Origin of the sequence: Mucilaginibacter sp. 22184 (assembly GCF_052045695.1) — a bacterium.
Taxonomy (GTDB): Bacteria; Bacteroidota; Bacteroidia; order Sphingobacteriales; family Sphingobacteriaceae; genus Mucilaginibacter.
Genome location: NZ_JBQEPI010000012.1, coordinates 158,689 through 177,672, shown reverse-complemented (window position 1 = coordinate 177,672; position 18,984 = coordinate 158,689). Strand labels below are relative to the sequence as shown.

Genomic DNA, 18,984 nt, shown 5'->3' with positions numbered 1-18,984 from the left:
AATGGTGTTGTGATAACACCGACCAAGGGCTGAACAAAATACAGGTCATGCTGAACTTGTTTCAGCACCCCATCAGCAGGTTTAAAACCATCCCTGTCTGCAACTTTGCAGGTGAGATGCCGAAATAAATTCGGCGTGACCTATTAAGAACAGGTTGCATACCTACGGCATGCTAAATACTTATGCCTTTGTTTCCTACAAAGTTCTTACTCCTATGGAGTATCATAGATCAATGATATTCTCTCTTCCCAAAAAAGAATGGAACACTCTCCAAACTTTTGACTTTTAATCGGCTACCTTCTGTCTCTTGATTCCTGACTCTTATCTCTTGGCTCTCTCCTAAAGGCCCAGCACGGTGTTCCATATTTTTTCGTCAACCAAAACACCTTCGCTCAGATTTTTGGCGCGGGTTTTCAGTGTGTTTTCGCCGGGATAAGAGATGGTTGTTCCGGCATGTTCGGGCCGGCTGGTTTTGGTATAACTGATAATCTCCTCAATAAGGGTATCGGTTTGCGCATCATCTTTGGGTTTTATGCAGATAAAAACCTGCGAAATACCAGCCTCTGTTTTCTCTTTGCTGATCCTGGCGGTGGAGTTACCGCCACTTAAAACTGTAGCCAGCAGATCGAGCACAAGTGAAAGTCCGGAACCTTTCCAAAAGCCCATGGGCAGCACCCGTTCCGATTGCAGGATAGCCGCGGCATCGGTACTTAAGTGTCCTTCACTATCATAGCCACCGGGCAGCGGCAGTTCCTCACCGCTTGCTTCGTACTGTTTTAATTTACCCACTGCATATTGCGAGATGGCCATATCCAGCACCACATGCCCGTTTTTGCGGGGTACAGCTATCACCAGGGGATTGTTACCCAAACGCGGATCGAGACCACCCCAGGGCGGTAAGTTGGCAATGGTATTGGTAAAGCAAATGCCGATATAGCCGGCTTCGGCAGCTTGCCAGCCATAGGTACCACCACGCATCCAATGGTTGGTATTTTTGATGGCCACACAGCCAATGCCATTTTCGTTAGCCAGTTGCATGGCACGGTTCATACATATACCGGCACTCAACATTCCCGGACCATAATTACCGCTCCATTGTTCAATAGCGCCCAGGCCAGCTTCTTTTACAGGTTCGGCATCGGGCTTAACCCAGCCCCCTTTTACAAATTGCACAAAAACCGGAAAACGGTTAAGTCCGTGTGTATACACCCCATCCCTGCTGTTTTCGGCAAAAATGGTAGCGCATTTTTCGGCTTTATCTTCTTTAAAATCAAGATTGAGCAATATTCGTTTAAATTCGGCTTTCAGTTTTTCAAAGGGTATACGCATGGTGGATAAGTAAAAAGTCAAAACGGCGAAGCATTCTTGAACTCCTTAATCTAAAAATACTTCGTGAAAAACTCAAAAGTAAAAATAAAATATCCGGCTCCTATTTTATTTAAGGGGCAAATGGCTAAACCATCTTATTAAAATAATTTTGGTTTAAAAGAGTTATTATTACATACTGGTTGCCAACTAATAACCGGGAATATTTATTTTTGCCTGTGTATTTTCTATGAGAAATAAAATCCCTTTAGTTTTTGTTTTAGGTTTAGTTATCATTAACCTGCTCTGTAACTCCTGTAAAAAGGATTCAGACAGTAACATACCGCACCTGCTTACAACCGGCACCTGGCTGCTGGCTACCATACAGGTTAGCAACTATGTGGGCGATACGCAAATAGGTTCTGCAATCAATCTGAACGTTGGTTGCGACTCGACCCAGACATTCACTTTCAATACCAACAATACCTGTACCTTTGTGAATTTTTCATGCCTGGCGCAAAAAACAACCGGCAACTGGTCGCTTACTGCAAACCGGCTTTTCATCAATTCAGATATGACTTGTAAGGATACCACAGGCAATGTTAACAAGGAAGTAAAATCAAGACAGCCTTTTACCAATGCGCAGATAGCAACGCTTGGGGTTTATTCGCTGGTACTACAAACCGGCGATGTACAGCCAAATTATTCACCAACCTCAAAACGGAGAATTATGCGGTACGGATTTATCAAGCAAAAAAGAGTATCACAATAAGTAAACCTTTATATTTGGATTATGATACATGTAATTTGTTATAATAAAATTACCAGCAACATAAAACAAATCCCTATAAATAAACATTTACAGGTAACATCATCACCTTTGAAAAGCCCCAAATTTTAATGAAGAAACGAATTGCCATTTTTGCTTCAGGTTCCGGGTCAAATGCCCAAAAGTTAATGGAGCATTTTAAACGCAATGCCGATGCCGAAGTAGTGCTGATACTCACCAATAACCCTCAGGCTTATGTATTACAGCGGGCCGACAATTTTGAAGTGCCATCGCACATATTTACCAGGCATGAATTTTTTGACACCGACGATGTGATCAGGCTGCTTAAAAACCTGCAGGTTGACCTTATTGTACTGGCAGGCTTTTTATGGCTGGTACCCGCGTCATTACTAAAAGCTTTCCCTAACAAGATCATAAACCTTCACCCATCCCTGCTACCCAAGTATGGCGGTAAAGGCATGTATGGGGATAACGTGCATAAAGCTATTCTGGAGGCCGGTGAAGAGGAAGGCGGCATCACTATACATTTTGTAAATGAACAATTTGATGAAGGCGAGATCATTCACCAATCTAAATTCAGGATTGAACCGGGCGATAACCTCGAGATGATCAAATTTAAAGGTCAGCAGCTGGAGCACCACCATTTTCCAAAAGTGGTAGAGGCTTTGCTAAAGAAGATGAAAAGTTAACCGCTGATTTTTTTTGATGTCGTTGATTTCGTTGATTTTCTGAACCATGATCTTCCTGATTTCAGGATTTCCTGATTCTTTGTTAAATCATTATTTAAAATTCGACATTCAGTGTTCGATATTATTTTTCATCTCTAAAAACTCGTGCTTAATGATACGCCATAGGTACGCGGGTTGCCTAAGTGCGATGCACCAAAGTCATAGGCATAGTCCATATATTTTTTATTGGCGATATTACTTTCCCAGAAAAACAGGCTGAAGTTTTTGGTATCGACACCCAGCCTGGCATTAAACTTACTATAGGCTTTTTGTTTAATCTGGTTAGCGAGGTCAAAATACTGATCGCCAAGGTAGCGCCATTCGCCGCGGGCCACCAGCTTTACTTTTTGAGGGCCGCCCAGGTCATAGCTATATTGTGCAGCCAGCATGGATGTAATATCAGGCGTGTAGATCTGGTGGTTGCCTTTCAAATCCACAATCTGCCCGTTACTACCTATGGACAGGCTGGTATAGCGGGCATGGGTATATCCAAAATTATAATCCAAGGCCAGGCCTTTTACCGGCGTGGCGCTCAGCTCCAGCTCGGCGCCTTTGCTGCTTAGCTTGCCTGCATTTTTGGTAATGGTAATAGCATCGGGCAATACCAGTGTAGGTACCTGAGCGTTGGTTACCCGGGTATAAAACGCGGTAATATTCACGCGCAGTTTATTATCTAAAAAATTATTCTTTGATCCTATTTCATAGTTATTGCTGTACTCGGGCTTAAAGGTATACAGCGGCGGTTGCGACGGGTCGGATCCCAGCTCGGTGATACCACCAGCCCTAAAACCACGACTGTAACTGGCATATAGGTTGTTATTAGCCGAAAGATGATAAGCCACACTCAGCTTTGGCGAAAAGGCGTTAAAGTTGGCTTTCGATGAGGTATCCGACCGGGTCACTATCGCCGCTTGTCCGTCGGGCTGAAATTCGCCCAGTATGCTTTCTTTTTTATGCTCATGATCATAACGCAGCCCGGCAGTGATATCAAACTCCGGACTTATAGTATACGTGGCCTGGCCGTAAACGGCTACGCCCAGGTTACGATCGGTATTGGTGTTGATGCTGGTAAAATCGGTCATGGGTGAACCTCCGGCTGCTGCGTCGGCACCAAAATGGGTACCCTGGCGGTTAGGTGCATAATGATAAAAACCATAGGCGCCGGCTGTCCATTTCAATGCCGAAGTTAAGGAAGCGGGTGAAGTAAACCTGAATTCCTGTATCCCGGTTTTCACCTTGTTCCAGTCGCCACCATAATTATTAATGATCGAGATGCCGTCAATAGGCGAAAAATCCCCGTCGATAGGCGTGGTATAATACCGGTTATTAACCTGATATGACGACTGGGAAGTAAAGTTAAAATCTCGCCCCGCATAGCTAACAGCCAGTGAGGATTGAAAAGTATTATCGATCATTCTGGTAGTAGCATCCTGATCAACCTTAAACGGATTGGCCAGGGCATCGGCCGGTGAACCCGCCAGCGGGAAAGCGCCGTTATTGCGGTTGTTATAATTTTTAACATTTAAGGTGAGGGCCAGTTTGGAGGTAGCCAGGAATTTGAGGTAATAATTCCCTAAAAAGAAATGCTGCTTATCAAAATGGGTGTTGTTAAACGTATTGGTATAAAAACCGTTGAAACCAGAGTAAACACCCGCAACGCCTAAAAATAACCGGTCTTTAATAAGCGGTGCACGCAAGCCCAGGGTATAGCGTTGCTGCCCGTAATTGCCAAAATCGAGCCCGGCAAAACCGCTTAGGGTGTTGGAGGGTTGTTTGGTGATGATATTGATAACCCCACCTGTAGCATTACGACCATAAAGTGTTCCCTGGGGGCCGCGTAAAACTTCTATCCTTTCCACATCCAGCAATTGGGGGATATAAGTATCGAGGCCGTACTGGTTTACGCCATCTACATAGGTAGCTACCGCAGGGTCATATGAAGTAGTCACAATGCCCCTGATGCCGCTCACGGTGCGGTTATCACCGGGCCCGGCCGAGTTAAGGTTGGGGGCAATGGCTGTCAGATCTTTAAGATCCCACAGGCGGTAATCGCGTATCTGTTTTGCCGTTAAGGTAGAAATACTGATAGGCACCCGCTGTGCGTCTTCCTCATATTTTTGGGCGGTTACGGTAACCTCATCCAGTTGGTTGGCTGCATCTTTTAAGGAGATATCAACAGTTTGCTTGCCGCCGCCAATTTTAACTTCCTGGTTTTTAGCAGCATAACCTACTGCGCTGATGTGCAGGGTATAGGTACCGGCATCCAGGTTACTGAATACAAACTTTCCGTTTTTATCGGCATTAGTATGATAATTGGTATTGAGCAGGTAAACCGAAGCACCGGCAATAGCCTGCCTTTTATCATCAGTCACAGTACCCGATAAATTGGGGCGGGTTTGGCTTTTTACAGTAACAGCAAACAGGAACAGTACTAATAAAGTAAATATTGTTTTCATCGTAAAGGCAGCAATTGGCAGGTGTCAGAAACACACATTGATATATTTTCCAATTATAATAAAACGCTTTGCATGTTGGAGGCGAGGAAGAGAAATATTACTAAAATGTGTTTAAAGATGAGGAATGATCTTGCTTTTCGTAGGCCAGAGGCCAGGGAATAGTGGTCACCCGGTTGGAGCCGGGCAACGGCTAAAAAGTGGGTTTACATGGTTTACACTTTTTAAGGTTAACATTTATTTAAAATGTTGATAATCAGAAAATTATTTAAATTTTATCATCAAAAAGTGGGTTTACATGTAAACCCACTTTTTACCAAAATCTATCGGTACTAACCGAGCTTGCTTATTTGACCTGGACTTAAAACTCCCGGCTCAGTACTTCTGGCTTAACAATTACTCATTCTTCATATACTTATCAATCCCTTCGGCAGGCTTCCAATTACTCCTTGGTTCAAAGTAATGCCATAGCAGGGCCGATACCTTTTTGATGAGCATGCTGGCTTCATTGTCGGGTACCCAGCGCTGGTCGGTATTATGATTGGTCATGATAGCAAATACGTAATCGCCATGCGGGGCGCTCACCAATACCGTTTCTGATTTGGCGGCATCAACGGCGCCTTGTTTGGATATGGTTTGTATATAGGGAGGTATCTGCGACAGTGCTTTCTCGTCCCAATAAATACGCGCCATGTTACGGCTCATGCGCTCGCTGGCGGCAGCGCTCACCGCTTTACCCTGTCTGATCATGGTGAACAGGCGGCACATTTCAAACGGCGTGCTTACCCCCCAGCCGTAAATGCTGCGGATAGCTTCGCGGCCTGGTACGCGCGAATTCACCCGCATAACCTTAAACCCGTTTTGCTGTAGCCAGTTATTGATATATTCGCCGCCCACCAGCTTTTGCAGCCAGGTGCTGGCCGTATTATCGCTCATGGTGATCATGAGCAGGGCTACTTTGCTCAATTGTATGGTGTCTTTATCTTTAAAGGAGCCCAGGATATCTTCGCCTCTGTATAACAATGAATCGCGGTAAACCAGTTTCTGGTTGTATTGCAGTTCGCCTTTTTCAATTTTATCCATCAAACCACATTGAATACTCACCTTGATCATGCTGGCCGTTGGGAACAAGGTATCGGCATTAATAGCTGCCGTTTTTCCTGTTTTAAGGTTTTGCACATAAATGCCTACCTGACCGTGAAAGCCCTTCACCGCATCGTTAAGTTGTTGTGTAAGCTTACGATCGGTTTGCACAAAGGCGGTTGAAGTGACAGCAAGTAAAAGTATAAGTAGTTTAAGCTTCATGAGGGATGGTTGTAATAAAAACCAATTTAAATAAATTTTGTAAATTTGATTATGCAAATTCAGGTTGACATAGGTTTTGAGAATTTGATTAAGATCGTAAAGCAGCTCCCTAAAGATCAGTTATTAAGATTTAAAAAGGAGCTGGAAAAAGAATCTGCAGAAGATACTCCACAAAAAGATCTAAGGTCATTTCTATTGGATGCCCCGGTTTTTACCGACGAGCAAGTTGCAACTATTGAACAAACCCGCAAAGAGATTGATAAATGGCGGACAAAGTAATGTTCACCAACTCAAATATTCGTATCTTTATCTATGGATATTCAAAAAGTTATCAATATCGATAAGGATATTTTAGGTGGACAGCCGGTTTTTACAGGAACGCGCGTTCCTGTTGAATCTCTTTTTGACCACCTGGAGGCAGGCGTTTCTTTAGATGACTTTTTAGGTGATTTTCCTTCTGTAACCAAAGAACAAGCTGTTGCTTTATTGGATCTTGCTAATAAGATCATCACTTCAAAAGACATTGTCAAACTCTATGAAGCTGTTGCTTGATGAAAATCTGCCAAAGAAACTCAAACTTGATTTTACTGAACATGAAATTTATACCGTAACAGACAAAGGATGGAACGGGGTAAAAAATGGCGCCTTGTTGAAACTTTTGGTGCAGGAAAATTTTGATGCGTTGTTAACCTTTGATAAAAATTTACAGCATCAACAAAATTTCAAACATTACACGATCAGAGTATTTGTGCTTTTTGCACCAATTAATACTTACCAGGAGTTAACAAAACTTACTCCCCTCGTAAAAAAACATATCAAAAGCAGCAACCCAGGACCGGTCATAGTTGTATCTTAAAAAAGATACAAACGTTTATATCTTTGTATTACCTATGATATACCTCCGCTGGCTTTTATTCCCTTTCTCGTTATTGTATGGCCTGGTGGTGCTTATCCGCAACTGGTGCTACAATGTGGGTATATTGAAAAGTAGGGAATTTGATCTGCCGGTGATAGCGGTGGGTAACCTGGATGTAGGCGGCGCAGGCAAAAGCCCGATGACAGAATACCTGATCCGTTTGCTGAAAGGCAACCACAAACTGGCTACCCTGAGCCGGGGTTATGGTCGCAAAACAGAAGGATTTCTGTTGGCAAATAACCCTGCAGATGCTGCAACGGTAGGCGATGAACCTGCTCAATTTAAAAACAAATTCCCCCATGTTACCGTGGCCGTGGCCGAAAAACGGGTGGAAGGGATTGAGCAATTACAATCATCACACGATCTCATTATTCTGGATGATGCCTACCAGCACCGGGCCGTGAAACCCGGGTTCAGCATTTTGCTGTTTGATTATAATCGCATCCGCGAGCCTCGTTTACTATTGCCCGCGGGTAACCTGCGTGAACCTTTCGCCGGGCGCAAACGTGCCGATTTTATCGTGATCAGTAAATGCCCGGCCGTTTTGAGCGAGGAGAAACAAGCAGCCGCTATAAAGAGAGTAAATCCATTGACACACCAAAACGTTTTTTTCACATCGATAAGCTATTTGCCTCTTCAGGATATGGACGGCAAAGCTACCGATACGGTGATAGATGCTAACACAACCATATTCCTGCTTACGGGGATAGCCAATGCCTATCCTTTACTGGAACATTTAAAAAAACAAACTCAGCACATTATCCATCATAAATATCCCGATCATCACCAGTTTAGCTTAAAAAATATCAGTAAACTTGCCGATGATTTTTTGGCCTGCACTGCACAAAAAAAACTGATCATCACAACAGAAAAGGACGCGCAGCGTTTAGGGGAACAGGATCTGCAGCAGGTGGTGAAAAAACTTAATATTTTGGTATTGCCCATAGGCATTGAGTTTTTAAATAACCAACAAAAACAGTTTGATAAATTAGTAACAGATTATGTTAGAAAATATTCAAAGCACAGCCCAATACATTAAAAACCGCATTGGCGATTTTGAACCCGAAATAGGCATTATTTTAGGTACCGGTCTTGGCGGCCTGGTAAAAGAAATAGAGGTTGAAAAACAACTGATGTACTCCAACATTCCCGATTTTCCGATCTCGACGCTGGAGTTTCATTCGGGTAAATTGATTTTTGGGACGCTGGCCGGTAAAAAGGTAGTGGCCATGCAGGGTCGTTTACATTATTACGAAGGTTACAGCATGCAACAGATCACTTTCCCGGTAAGGGTGATGAAATACCTGGGTATTAAATCGCTGTATGTTTCAAACGCCAGCGGCTCGCTTAATCCGGAGTTTAAAAAAGGCGAACTGATGATCATAGCCGATCATATTAATCTGCAGCCACATAACCCTTTGGTTGGGCGTAATGACAATGAGCTGGGTCCCCGTTTTCCGGATATGAGCCAGCCCTATCAGCGTACGTTGATAGATAAAGCATTAACAATAGCCAAAGCCAACAATATTATTTGCCATAAAGGAGTTTATGTAGCTGTTACCGGGCCAAACCTGGAAACCAAGGCAGAATACAACTATTTAAGAATTATTGGCGGTGATGCCGTTGGCATGAGCACCGTACCCGAAGTTATAGTGGCCAACCATATGGGTTTGCCTGTATTCGCGATATCGGTATTAACCGATGAAGGTTTTACTGATGTGCTTGAACCGGTAGTTGTTGAAGATATTATAAAAATTGCCGAAGAGGCCGAACCCAAACTAACACTGATACTTAAAGAACTGATAGCCGGTAATTAGAATCAAGAGATAAGAATCAAGAGGTAAGAGTCAAGAAAAGAGTTTTTAAAGTGAATAAAAGAAAATATTTCAACAGGGCATTACAGCATCATCGTTTACATGAGGAGGCTTTTGTCTTGATTCCTGATGCTAATATCTTGACTCTAACACCACGTAGGCCGCTCAAATATATTTTATTGTTCCTGCTGTGCCTATCGGTACATAGCGCTTTTGCGCAATACAACCAAACCGGCCGGCAACGTCCCTTACCTACCCGGGACACCATCAAACAAACCAGGGCGGTGAGCGATGACGAGTTATTGGATAGTCTGCGTAAAAAGGAAGAGAATAAGCACGACTCTGTTATTTACACTTCAAAATTTATTCGTGTAACCAACGAAAAGATGCTTAACGATAGTACCCAGACATTTGCTATCGATACAGGTATCAGTCGTTTTGAGTATTACAGCCCGCTGCTTGATCCCCGGAACCCACGCATACACCTGGGTTATACCGGGCTTGCGCAAAGGAGCCTCTTGTTTGAACCCTCTAAAACCATTGGGTTTGATGTAGGCCTGCACGCTCTTGATATTTATACCATTCAACCGCAGGATATCAATTATTACAATACCCGGGTAGCCTACTCCAACCTATCGCTTTTTAACGGATTTGGCAGTTCGGCCGAACAGATATTTAAGGTAATCCATACCCAAAATATTAAACCCAACTGGAATGTGGGCTTTAATTTAAATTTTAACGGATCCAAAGGTTATTATAGCAGCAGCAGTGTGTTGGGGCAAAACGTAAGCGGTTTAAACGCGGCCATATTTACCTGGTACGAGTCGAAAAGCAAGCGTTATAATTTGTTGGCAAACGCCACGTTTAACAACCTGAAAGCCCCCGAAACCGGATCCATATTAAATGATTCAGTTTTTACAAGCGCTCCGGGCTCCGTATTCTTTAAAGCGAACGCCCCCGTCCGTTTACCCAACAGCTACGAGAACTGGAACGACAAAGGCTTATATATTAAACAGTTTTACTACCTGGGCCGTATTGACAGTTTGAATAAGGGTAAAGAGAATTCCAAGGTTTTACCTACACAGCGTGTGGCACATACGCTCAACATTAAAAGTGGCAGGTATAACTATATCGAAAGCGGCGTTGATACTTATAACGTATTTCCAGATTATTACTACAGCAATAATCGCTCGCGCGATTCGACGGTATATACACACATTCAGAATGAGTTTTCGTATAGCTTTTACCTGCGCAGCAAATCGGTTAAGTTTGTTAAGAACGAATTAAAACTTGACCTGGGACTGGTACACGATTTTTGGCATTACGCCCAATTTGTGAGCGATACCGCCCTGAACCAGTATGGAGCCAAATACCTTCACCAGGATAAGGTACAAAACACTACTTTTCAGGATATTACCCTTAAGGCCAAATTGGGTTACCGTTTTAGCGATCGTATAGGTTTAGATGCCGATTTCAGGCAGATAGTACAGGGCCGCGATTTTGGCAACTATTTGTACGATGCCAAACTCAACCTGGCCGGAGGAGGCAGGGTAGGTAAAGTTATTTTAGAAGCCTATACCCAAAATAGTTCGCCACCACTGGTGTATACCAACTGGATATCCAATCATTATATTTTCCACAATGATTTCAGCAATCAAAAAACAACCAGTTTATCCTTCAATTACATTAATGCCCCCTTACAGTTTGATGTAAAGGTGGAGTATTTTTTACTATCTAATTACCTGTACTTTACCGCGCAGGATGGTGGTAACGACGCGCACCCGACACAACTCAGCAGCGATATTAACTTATTGAAGATAAGCGTTGGCAAAAGTTTACAATGGCGCAATCTGCATTTTGATAATTTTGTGGTTTATCAAAAAACCGACTATCAATCAACCCTGCGCACACCGGAGATATATACATACAGTAACCTGTATCTCACCAAAACATTTTTCAACGTACTGCAATCGGCGTTTGGGGTAAGCGTGCGTTATAATTCAGAATATGTGGCGCCATCGTACGCGGTTGGTTTAGGCCAGTTTTATAACGGACCAAATGTTACCTTCTCATCGTATCCGGTAGCATCCGTATATTTCAAGGCCACCTTGCAACGTACCAATTTATTCCTGATGTATGATTATGCCAACCAGGGCCTGTCAAGCAAGGGATATTACACCGTGAACAGATACCCACAACAGGACCGCCTCCTCAAATTCGGTGTAAGCTGGACGTTTTATAACTAGAGTGTGAGAGCCAGTGTTAGTGCGGGAGCGTTGTTTTTAAAAACAGAAGAGATCCTTGTTTTTCAATTGAACAACGAGATCTTCTTCACACCCATGCCCCGCTCTCACACCCCACACTCACTCCAATAATCAAGTTTTCTGTTTCTTCTTTTTGGCTGCCGGGAACAATACGTTGTTTAAGATCAGTCGATAACCTGGCGAATTGGGGTGCAGTTTCAAGTCGGTTGGTGGGTCACCTACCGCGTGCTGGTAATCCTCAGGGTCATGACCGCCGTAGAATGTCCATTGCCCTTTACCGTATTCGCCGTGGATGTAGCGGGCTTCGTTAGCGGTTTTCATTTCGCCCATAATGGTTACACCGGGCTTCAGCATGCTTTTGTTAAAAGCGGTGGTTAATCCCATAAAACCCTTGATCACCTTATCATGATCCTGCGTAAGCATACTGGGTACCACATCCCACTTGGCCGAAAAATCAAACAGCGTAAAAAAATCACGCGTCCGATCAATCTGGCGGGTACTGGTTACATCAATATTGCTAAACTGGTGCGATATAGGGTTCATATCCAGTGCAAAGTTCTGAAAAGCGAAGGTTTGCGTAAAATCCAGTTTCGACTGCGCGTCCGGGTCTGCCGGATCGCCATCAAACATACTTTCGCAGATATCGGTATTGGCCGCGGCCAGGGCAATATCAAAAGTATCGGTACCCGAGCACATCGCAAACAAGAAGCCCCCGCCCGCACAAAAATCACGGATATTTTTGGCAACAGCCAGTTTCATTTTGGATACCTTTTTAAACCCCAGTTTGTGGGCCAGCTCTTCCTGCCCTTTCATATCATCAATATACCATTGGGCAAACCGGTAAGCACCATAAAATTTGCTGTACTGCCCTGTAAAATCCTCATGGTGCAGGTGCAGCCAGTCGTACTTAGGCAAATCACCCCGAATTACTTCTTCGTCGTAAACCACGTCATAGGGTATTTCTGCATATTTCAGCACCAGGGTAACGGCATCATCCCAGGGCATTTTGCTCTTTGGCGAGTACACCGCCATTTTGGGTGCTTTTTCTAATTTGATCACATCCATGTTCACCGAGGGATCGCTTACTTCGGTCAGTATTTCGCTTACTTTGGCATCAGCCAGTACCTGGTAACTTACACCACGTACCTTACACTCCTCTTCAATCTTCTGATCGTACTTCATCATAAAGCTGCCGCCGCGATAGTTCAGCAACCAATCCACCTCTTCGCCATTCTTCAGCGTCCAGAAAGCAATGCCGTATGATTTGAGGTGATCCTTCTGTTCATCATCCATCGGGAGCAGGATTGAAGCAGCCCGAGTAAGAAAAGGCAAAAGGCAAAAGGCAAAAGCAAAAAGGTATTTAAAATACTTCATTTTCAAATTTAACGAATAAACACAGAATGTATTACGGTTGGTAAAAAATGAAATGAGAACACCTTTCTCCTTTTGCCTTTCACCTCTCTAAAATCCTTTTCCCTTTCAGCTCAAAATTATTACCTTTGCCAACTGTTTTCCAAAAAACAAATAAAATGAGCAAAGCAATTATCAAAACCGAAAAGGGCGATATGACTGTTGAGTTTTTCGACAAAGATGCCCCAAATACTGTTGCTAACTTTCGAAAATTAGCGAAATCAAAATTTTATGACAACGTGACCTTTCACCGCGTTATCCCGAACTTTGTGATTCAAGGCGGTGACCCAACCGGTACAGGTGCTGGTGGCCCGGGTTACAAAATTGATTGCGAATTAACCGGTGACAACCAATATCATGACCGTGGCGTGCTTTCAATGGCTCACGCTGGCCGTAACACCGGTGGTTCACAGTTTTTCATTTGCCACAGCCGCGATAATACTGCTCACCTGGATCGTAACCATACCGTTTTTGGTAAAGTTGTTGAAAACGTTGAAGTGGTTGATGCTATCCGTCAGGGCGATAAAATTTTAACTATCGAAGTAATAGAAGACTAATTAATAAAGAGTTGGGAGTTTTGAGTGATGAGTTTAACACCTCACTCAAAACCCAATACTCAAAACTCACAACTGATAAAACAAATGAATTTACAAGGAATTGTAGCCGTATCGGGCAAACCGGGTTTATGGAAAGCCCTGGCACAAAACAAAAATGGTTATGTGCTGGAAAGCCTTGATGCGCAAAAAACCAAACTGATAGCCAATCTGTCAACCGCTAAGTTAGCGGCGCTAAGCGAGATCACCATTTTTGGAGTTGATGATGATATTAAACTGACTGATGTTTTTGAGCAGATGAAAGGCGCTGCCAACATCCCGGACGCTAAAGCCGACGGTAAAAAATTACGGGAGTTCTTTTTTGAAGTAGCTCCTGATCATGACGAAGAGAAAGTTTATGCCTCCGACATGAAAAAAGTGATATCATGGTTTCAACTGTTAAAAGATCTGCCACTTTTTAACGAGCCAGACCCCACCGTTGCACCGGCAGAAGCTGCTGCTCCGGCTGTTGAAGCTCCTGTTGCCGTTGAAGAAGTTGCCGAACCGGCACCAGCTGCAGCAACAAAGGCAAAAGCTAAAAAAGCTCCAGCCAAGAAAGCATAAGCTATACGCTTTAAAATAACAACGCCCCGGTAATAATTATTGGGGCGTTGCTGTTTTACAATACTTTATTCAATATTCTTCATCACGTCATTGCGAGGAGTAACGAAACGGCCAACCGACCGAAGGGAGCTCATTAATACCTTGAGAAAACAATAACGCATTAATAATCCCCGATTTGTAGAGCCGCTCTGTAGTTAGGGATTGCTCAATGACGTGTTGTTTTATTGTACCTACGCGTCCACCGCATCATACACAATAACCTTTTCCCACAGGTGACCACAATTTTTAATAAATTCCAGGTGTATGGGATGGGTTTGGTAGGTGGCTTGTCCGGCCAGGTCGCTAAAGAACATCAGCTCGGATACTGCCCAACTATTATCTACCACGTCGCGTTTTTCGGTGCTGGCTACAACGCCTACTTTGAGTTTCTTGATGGTTTCAATTTTGGCGAGGGTTTTTACTCCTGCTACGAGCTTGTCACGGTCCTCAATTGAACCAGGATTCTTAAGCCAGAAAAATACATGGTGAACTACCGGAAATTCGTCTTTTTGATACGCTGATAATGTCATTGCTGAGGTTGCTACGGTTCCGGCAGCCAAAGCTGCCGTAGTGGTTATAAATTTGCGTCTGTTGGTTTTCATGGCAGATTAAATAATGGCCTTAAATTAGCAAGAATTATTTACTTCGCCAGTATTAAAAGGAAGGCCTGTCATCCTGAGCTTGTCGAAGGATCGCGCGGATAGGCCTGCCCGCCATGCTTCGGCAGGCTCAGCATAACAGGCCTATCAATTTAAAATTCAGGATACCAAATACCCCTCCAATTGGTAGGCAAAATGTTAGGCAAAACATGCCCCGCCTCTAAGGTTGATACATCCACATTTTCAATTACTTTCTTTATAGGAGCTAAAGGGGTGTTTTTAAATACCTCCGTACTTAACAAAAAGAGCGCATCTTCATAATTATATGCGGTTATACCACATCCCAAACCTAATCCACCAGGAAGCTCCCTACAATGGTTGTATTGAAATTCGAACCAATATCTTATCAGCATAATCTCTGAAGAATAATATTAGTTACTTGAGCGCTCTGTAAATCGGGGATTGCCACGTCGTTCCTTCTCGCAATGACGCGAAGAAGATGGATAATTCATCTCTTACAAGCACTCCAGTTGTTTGCACTTTTCGTCGGCAAACTCAGGTTCAAAGGTGCTGTGGTTTATATCAAGATGTTCCAGGCGGTGGCGCAGGTCGTGTTTAATATTATCAAACTCGGCCATGGCTTCCGGTTTGATCACCAGGTGGGCGGTCAGCGCGTTTTCGGTAGTGCTCAGCGCCCATACGTGCATGTGGTGCACATCAACCACGCCTTTACCTTTCATCAGCTCGGCTTTGATTTTTTCCAGGTCCATTTCGGCAGGCACGCCATCCATTTCCAGGCGCAGGCTATCTTTAAGCAGGCTCCAGGTGCCACGTAATATCACAATGCCTATAATTACGCTCACTACGCTATCAATCCAATAGATCTTGGTGAAATAGATGATCAAACCAGATATCACTACCCCAAATGAAACTATGGCATCAACCGCCATATGCAGGTAGGCGCCTTTTACGTTCAGATCTTTATCCTTATCCTTTACAAAAAGCCATGCAGTAAAGCCATTAATGGCAATACCAATAAAAGCCACCCAGGCCATTGTACCGCCCGATACTACTTCGGGGTTCAGGAAACGTACCACGGCTTCATACAAAATAAAACCAACCGCCACAAACAGGATCAGCGCGTTAAAAAACGATACGATGATGGTAGACCGTTTATAGCCATATGTGTATTTACTATTGGCACTTACTTTAGTGAGCTTAAAGGCCAGAAGCGCCAGGGCTAATGAGGCCACATCGCTCAGGTTATGACCGGCATCGGTTAATAACGATAACGAATGCGTTGTTAAGCCAGCTATTACCTCAACTACTATAAAAATGGAATTCAAAAGGATGCCCACGATAAACGCGGTATTCAAATGATCCAGTTTGGGAGCATGGTCATGATGATGATGACCTGCATGTGAATGATCGTGACCTGCTGACATACAACAAAGATAGGATTTTTGATGTGCAGATATGCAAATATCAGCTATGCAGATTTTTGTCTTAATCAGAAGTTCACAATTGGAAAAAAATGTGCATGGTTTGTCTGAACCGTGATTTATCAGATTAAAGGATTACCACGATTTTTTTAATAATCCCTTAATCCTAAAATCCTATGAATCATGGTTCAGACAAAATCATTCATGATGATAAGGCTCCCCTTTAATAATGGTATAAGCGCGGTAAAGCTGCTCTACAAAAAACAAACGTACCATCTGATGAGAAAAAGTCATGCGCGACAGCGATATTTTATCATTGGCCCGCTGATAAACGGATTGATCAAAACCATAAGGGCCGCCGATAACAAATATCATATTGGCCGATGAGCTGATCTCTTTTTTATTGATATATGCAGCAAACTGGGTTGATGAATATTCACTGCCCTTTTCATCCAGTAAAATGAGATAGTCGAGCGGGGTTACCTTTTTGAGTATCAGCTCGGCTTCTTTGGCCTTCTGTTGTTCGGCACTGAGGGCTTTGGTGTTTTTCAGTTCGTTAATTTCAACCAATTCCAGTTTGGTGTAATGCTTCAGGCGCTTTACATACTTGTCGATACCTTCTTTTAAATAAGCATCTTCGGTTTTACCAACTGTTAAAAAAGTGATCTTCATATATTGAACAAATAAACGTTTATTTAAAATATATGTGTTTATTTAGCCACAATTTTTTTAACACCAATTATGCAACAGGATATTATTAACGATTATGAGCAACGTGCTGCCGCGGCCGGTCAGGAAGCCGGTAAATATAAAAAACTGGCCAATACCTACTCCCTGTTGCGGCTCAGTATCTTCGCGCTTATTGTAGTGGCTATCTGTATTGCTGTACAGTTTGATAATTTTAGTATTGTAGCCGTTGCGTTTGTGGTACTTGTTTTCGCTTTTGCCTGGCTGGTGTCGCGCCAAAGCAAGTATGAGCGCCAGAAACAATATTTTGAGGACCTGCAAAAGGTGAATCTTAACGAGATCGATAACATATTAACCCATGCCAGTATTTATAACGATGGCACCCGGTTTGGCAACGAGAAACACTATTACACGGCTGATCTGGACATTTTTGGCAATGCCTCCCTTTATCAACTGGTAAACCGTACGGCTACATCAACCGGCAATAATAAGCTGGCACAATGGTTTGATAAGCCATCACCCAAAGAGGTTATCCTGCAACGCCAGACTGCCGTACAGGAGATCGCCGCGAAAAACAACTGGAAACTGGATATCCAAACCCGGTTGTTATTTGCCCTGAAACAGGATGCGAACCAGCTACCCAATCTTTTTAAATACCTGCACATGCCACTAAATATGCCGGGCGAAAAATGGCTCGACCGTTATACCAGGATAGCGCCGTACCTGTTCACCGGGCTTTTAGTGTTGGCCTGGTTTTTCCCCATAGTAAGGCTAGTGGCGGTTTTGGTGGGCGTCATCAATATGGGCCTGGTTTTTTCCAAAGCCATGTACATCACCAAGGCCGATCTGATAGCAGGTAAGATAGGCAATACCCTGGCCAATTATGCCGATGTTTTTGAACGCATTGAAGATGAAAAATGGCAGGCTGCGTATAACACTCACCTGGCTGAGCAACTTAAAACCGGACAAATATCCAACAAAATAAAAGAATTAGCCACACTGATCAATAAGCTCAATTACCATTTGAATATGATCATAGCCTTTGTGCTTAATTTATTCTTTTTATGGGATATACGCCAGGTTATAGCCATTGAGAACTGGAAACGCCAGAATAATGAAAGCCTGGAAGTTGCCTTTGACGTAATTGCCGAATTTGAGGCGCTATTGAGTTTAGCCGGACTGGCCATCAACTACCCGGAATGGAATTTCCCACTAATTGATGACCGTGATGCGTATACGCTATCTGCACAGGGCCTGGCCCATCCGCTTATTAACGTAAACAAGCGCATCGCCAATGACTATGAATTGAATGATGCCTTTAAGGTAGATATCATTACGGGATCAAACATGGCTGGTAAGAGTACTTTTTTGCGCACCATTGGTATTAATACTATACTGGCTCTTTGCGGTGCACCAGTATGTGCCAAAAGCATGCAGGTATCGGTTATTACCATCATTAGCTATATGCGCATTAAAGATTCGCTGAACGAAAGCACCTCTACTTTTAAGGCCGAGCTCGACCGCCTGCAAATGCTACTGGCCGCGGTGCAAAATGAACCAAAAATATTTTTCCTGATAGATGAAATGCTGAGGGGCACCAACTCAGTTGATAAATACCTGGGCTCAAAAGCGGTCATTGAACAGTTAATAGCTAAAAAAGCGGTAGGTATGGTAGCCACACACGATCTGCAGATTGCCCAGCTGGAAACCAAATACCCCGATTATGTACGCAATTTTTATTTTGATATCCAGGTTAAAGACGGCGAAATGCTGTTTGATTACAAGATCAAACATGGCGAGTGTAAAACTTTTAATGCTTCGCTGCTGCTAAAGCAGATAGGTATCAATGTAGAAGCAGAGGAATAGATGCAGGGGCTACTGATAAAACTACCGTCATTGCGAGCGTAGCGTGGCAATCCCCGATTAGCAGAGCCGCTCTGTATAGTTTGGGATTGCCACGCTACGCTCGCAATGACGTGATGGGTTACAAACAAAGAAAGCCCCCGATTAATCGGGGGCTTTCTTTGTTTTAAAAAAGTCTTCATTCTTGATTCTAACTTCTTGACTCCAGCATC

Annotated in this window: 18 protein-coding genes; 11 read left to right on the top strand and 7 right to left on the bottom strand. The window is 43.4% G+C overall.

Annotation, left to right across the window (positions count from 1 at the left end):
* Positions 1–339: 339 nt before the first annotated feature.
* On the bottom strand, positions 340–1,329 hold the full coding sequence (yiaK, locus tag ACTJKG_RS24580; protein WP_440740667.1) for a 3-dehydro-L-gulonate 2-dehydrogenase: 990 nt from the start codon (positions 1,327–1,329) through the stop codon (positions 340–342).
* 226 nt (positions 1,330–1,555) lie between these two features.
* Between yiaK and ACTJKG_RS24575 the strand changes: the two genes are divergently transcribed.
* A complete protein-coding gene (locus tag ACTJKG_RS24575) occupies positions 1,556–2,077 on the top strand; it encodes a hypothetical protein (protein WP_172337272.1) in 522 nt (173 codons plus the stop codon).
* A gap of 128 nt (positions 2,078–2,205) precedes the next feature.
* The gene (purN, locus tag ACTJKG_RS24570) at positions 2,206–2,784 is read left to right on the top strand and encodes a phosphoribosylglycinamide formyltransferase (RefSeq protein ID WP_172337273.1); all 579 of its coding nucleotides are present in this window, start codon (positions 2,206–2,208) and stop codon (positions 2,782–2,784) included.
* A gap of 134 nt (positions 2,785–2,918) precedes the next feature.
* Here the strand turns inward: purN and ACTJKG_RS24565 are convergent, their stop codons facing one another.
* Together ACTJKG_RS24565 and ACTJKG_RS24560 are read right to left on the bottom strand one after the other, a co-directional pair.
* Complete coding sequence (locus ACTJKG_RS24565) at positions 2,919–5,279, bottom strand: TonB-dependent receptor (protein ID WP_440740666.1); 2,361 nt, start codon at positions 5,277–5,279, stop codon at positions 2,919–2,921.
* 393 nt (positions 5,280–5,672) lie between these two features.
* A complete protein-coding gene (locus tag ACTJKG_RS24560) occupies positions 5,673–6,581 on the bottom strand; it encodes a serine hydrolase (protein ID WP_440740665.1) in 909 nt (302 codons plus the stop codon).
* 51 nt (positions 6,582–6,632) lie between these two features.
* Between ACTJKG_RS24560 and ACTJKG_RS24555 the strand changes: the two genes are divergently transcribed.
* From ACTJKG_RS24555 to ACTJKG_RS24530, 6 genes are read left to right on the top strand one after another with little or no spacing between them, the layout of a single operon-like run.
* Positions 6,633–6,860: a hypothetical protein gene (locus tag ACTJKG_RS24555; protein ID WP_172337278.1), complete on the top strand. Its 228-nt coding sequence runs from the start codon at positions 6,633–6,635 to the stop codon at positions 6,858–6,860.
* A gap of 33 nt (positions 6,861–6,893) precedes the next feature.
* Positions 6,894–7,133, top strand: a complete 240-nt coding sequence (locus ACTJKG_RS24550; protein WP_172337279.1) for a DUF433 domain-containing protein — start codon at positions 6,894–6,896, stop codon at positions 7,131–7,133.
* Positions 7,117–7,437 carry a DUF5615 family PIN-like protein gene (locus ACTJKG_RS24545; RefSeq protein ID WP_440740664.1) on the top strand — a complete coding sequence of 107 codons (321 nt, stop codon included), beginning with the start codon at positions 7,117–7,119 and terminating at the stop codon, positions 7,435–7,437. Before ACTJKG_RS24550 ends, ACTJKG_RS24545 begins: the two co-directional genes overlap by 17 nt.
* Positions 7,438–7,471: 34 nt before the next feature.
* Entirely contained in the window at positions 7,472–8,536 is a 1,065-nt protein-coding gene (gene lpxK, locus ACTJKG_RS24540) for a tetraacyldisaccharide 4'-kinase (RefSeq protein ID WP_440740663.1), read from the top strand.
* Positions 8,499–9,314: a purine-nucleoside phosphorylase gene (locus tag ACTJKG_RS24535; RefSeq protein WP_440740662.1), complete on the top strand. Its 816-nt coding sequence runs from the start codon at positions 8,499–8,501 to the stop codon at positions 9,312–9,314. Before lpxK ends, ACTJKG_RS24535 begins: the two co-directional genes overlap by 38 nt.
* A gap of 50 nt (positions 9,315–9,364) precedes the next feature.
* A complete protein-coding gene (locus tag ACTJKG_RS24530) occupies positions 9,365–11,557 on the top strand; it encodes a putative porin (RefSeq protein WP_371742475.1) in 2,193 nt (730 codons plus the stop codon).
* Between the two features lie 129 nt (positions 11,558–11,686).
* Here ACTJKG_RS24530 and ACTJKG_RS24525 read toward each other — a convergent pair whose 3' ends face one another.
* Positions 11,687–12,868 (bottom strand): asparagine synthetase B, encoded by a 1,182-nt coding sequence (locus tag ACTJKG_RS24525; protein ID WP_216650661.1) that lies wholly within the window; start codon positions 12,866–12,868, stop codon positions 11,687–11,689.
* Between the two features lie 236 nt (positions 12,869–13,104).
* Here ACTJKG_RS24525 and ACTJKG_RS24520 point away from each other — a divergent pair, with 236 nt between their 5' ends.
* Together ACTJKG_RS24520 and ACTJKG_RS24515 are read left to right on the top strand one after the other, a co-directional pair.
* Entirely contained in the window at positions 13,105–13,542 is a 438-nt protein-coding gene (locus tag ACTJKG_RS24520; RefSeq protein ID WP_440740661.1) for a peptidylprolyl isomerase, read from the top strand.
* Positions 13,543–13,626: 84 nt separating this feature from the next.
* Positions 13,627–14,142 carry a DUF5606 family protein gene (locus ACTJKG_RS24515; RefSeq protein ID WP_440740660.1) on the top strand — a complete coding sequence of 172 codons (516 nt, stop codon included), beginning with the start codon at positions 13,627–13,629 and terminating at the stop codon, positions 14,140–14,142.
* Positions 14,143–14,372: 230 nt separating this feature from the next.
* Here the strand turns inward: ACTJKG_RS24515 and ACTJKG_RS24510 are convergent, their stop codons facing one another.
* The 3 genes from ACTJKG_RS24510 to rlmH form a co-directional block, all read right to left on the bottom strand.
* A complete protein-coding gene (locus ACTJKG_RS24510; RefSeq protein WP_440740659.1) occupies positions 14,373–14,783 on the bottom strand; it encodes a Dabb family protein in 411 nt (136 codons plus the stop codon).
* A gap of 512 nt (positions 14,784–15,295) precedes the next feature.
* Positions 15,296–16,225, bottom strand: coding sequence for a cation diffusion facilitator family transporter (locus ACTJKG_RS24505; RefSeq protein WP_440740658.1), 930 nt, complete (start codon positions 16,223–16,225; stop codon positions 15,296–15,298).
* 195 nt (positions 16,226–16,420) lie between these two features.
* Positions 16,421–16,894, bottom strand: coding sequence for a 23S rRNA (pseudouridine(1915)-N(3))-methyltransferase RlmH (gene rlmH, locus ACTJKG_RS24500; protein WP_172337288.1), 474 nt, complete (start codon positions 16,892–16,894; stop codon positions 16,421–16,423).
* 1,179 nt (positions 16,895–18,073) lie between these two features.
* Here rlmH and ACTJKG_RS24495 point away from each other — a divergent pair.
* A complete protein-coding gene (locus tag ACTJKG_RS24495) occupies positions 18,074–18,775 on the top strand; it encodes a MutS-related protein (protein ID WP_440740673.1) in 702 nt (233 codons plus the stop codon).
* The last annotated feature ends 209 nt before the right edge of the window (positions 18,776–18,984 follow it).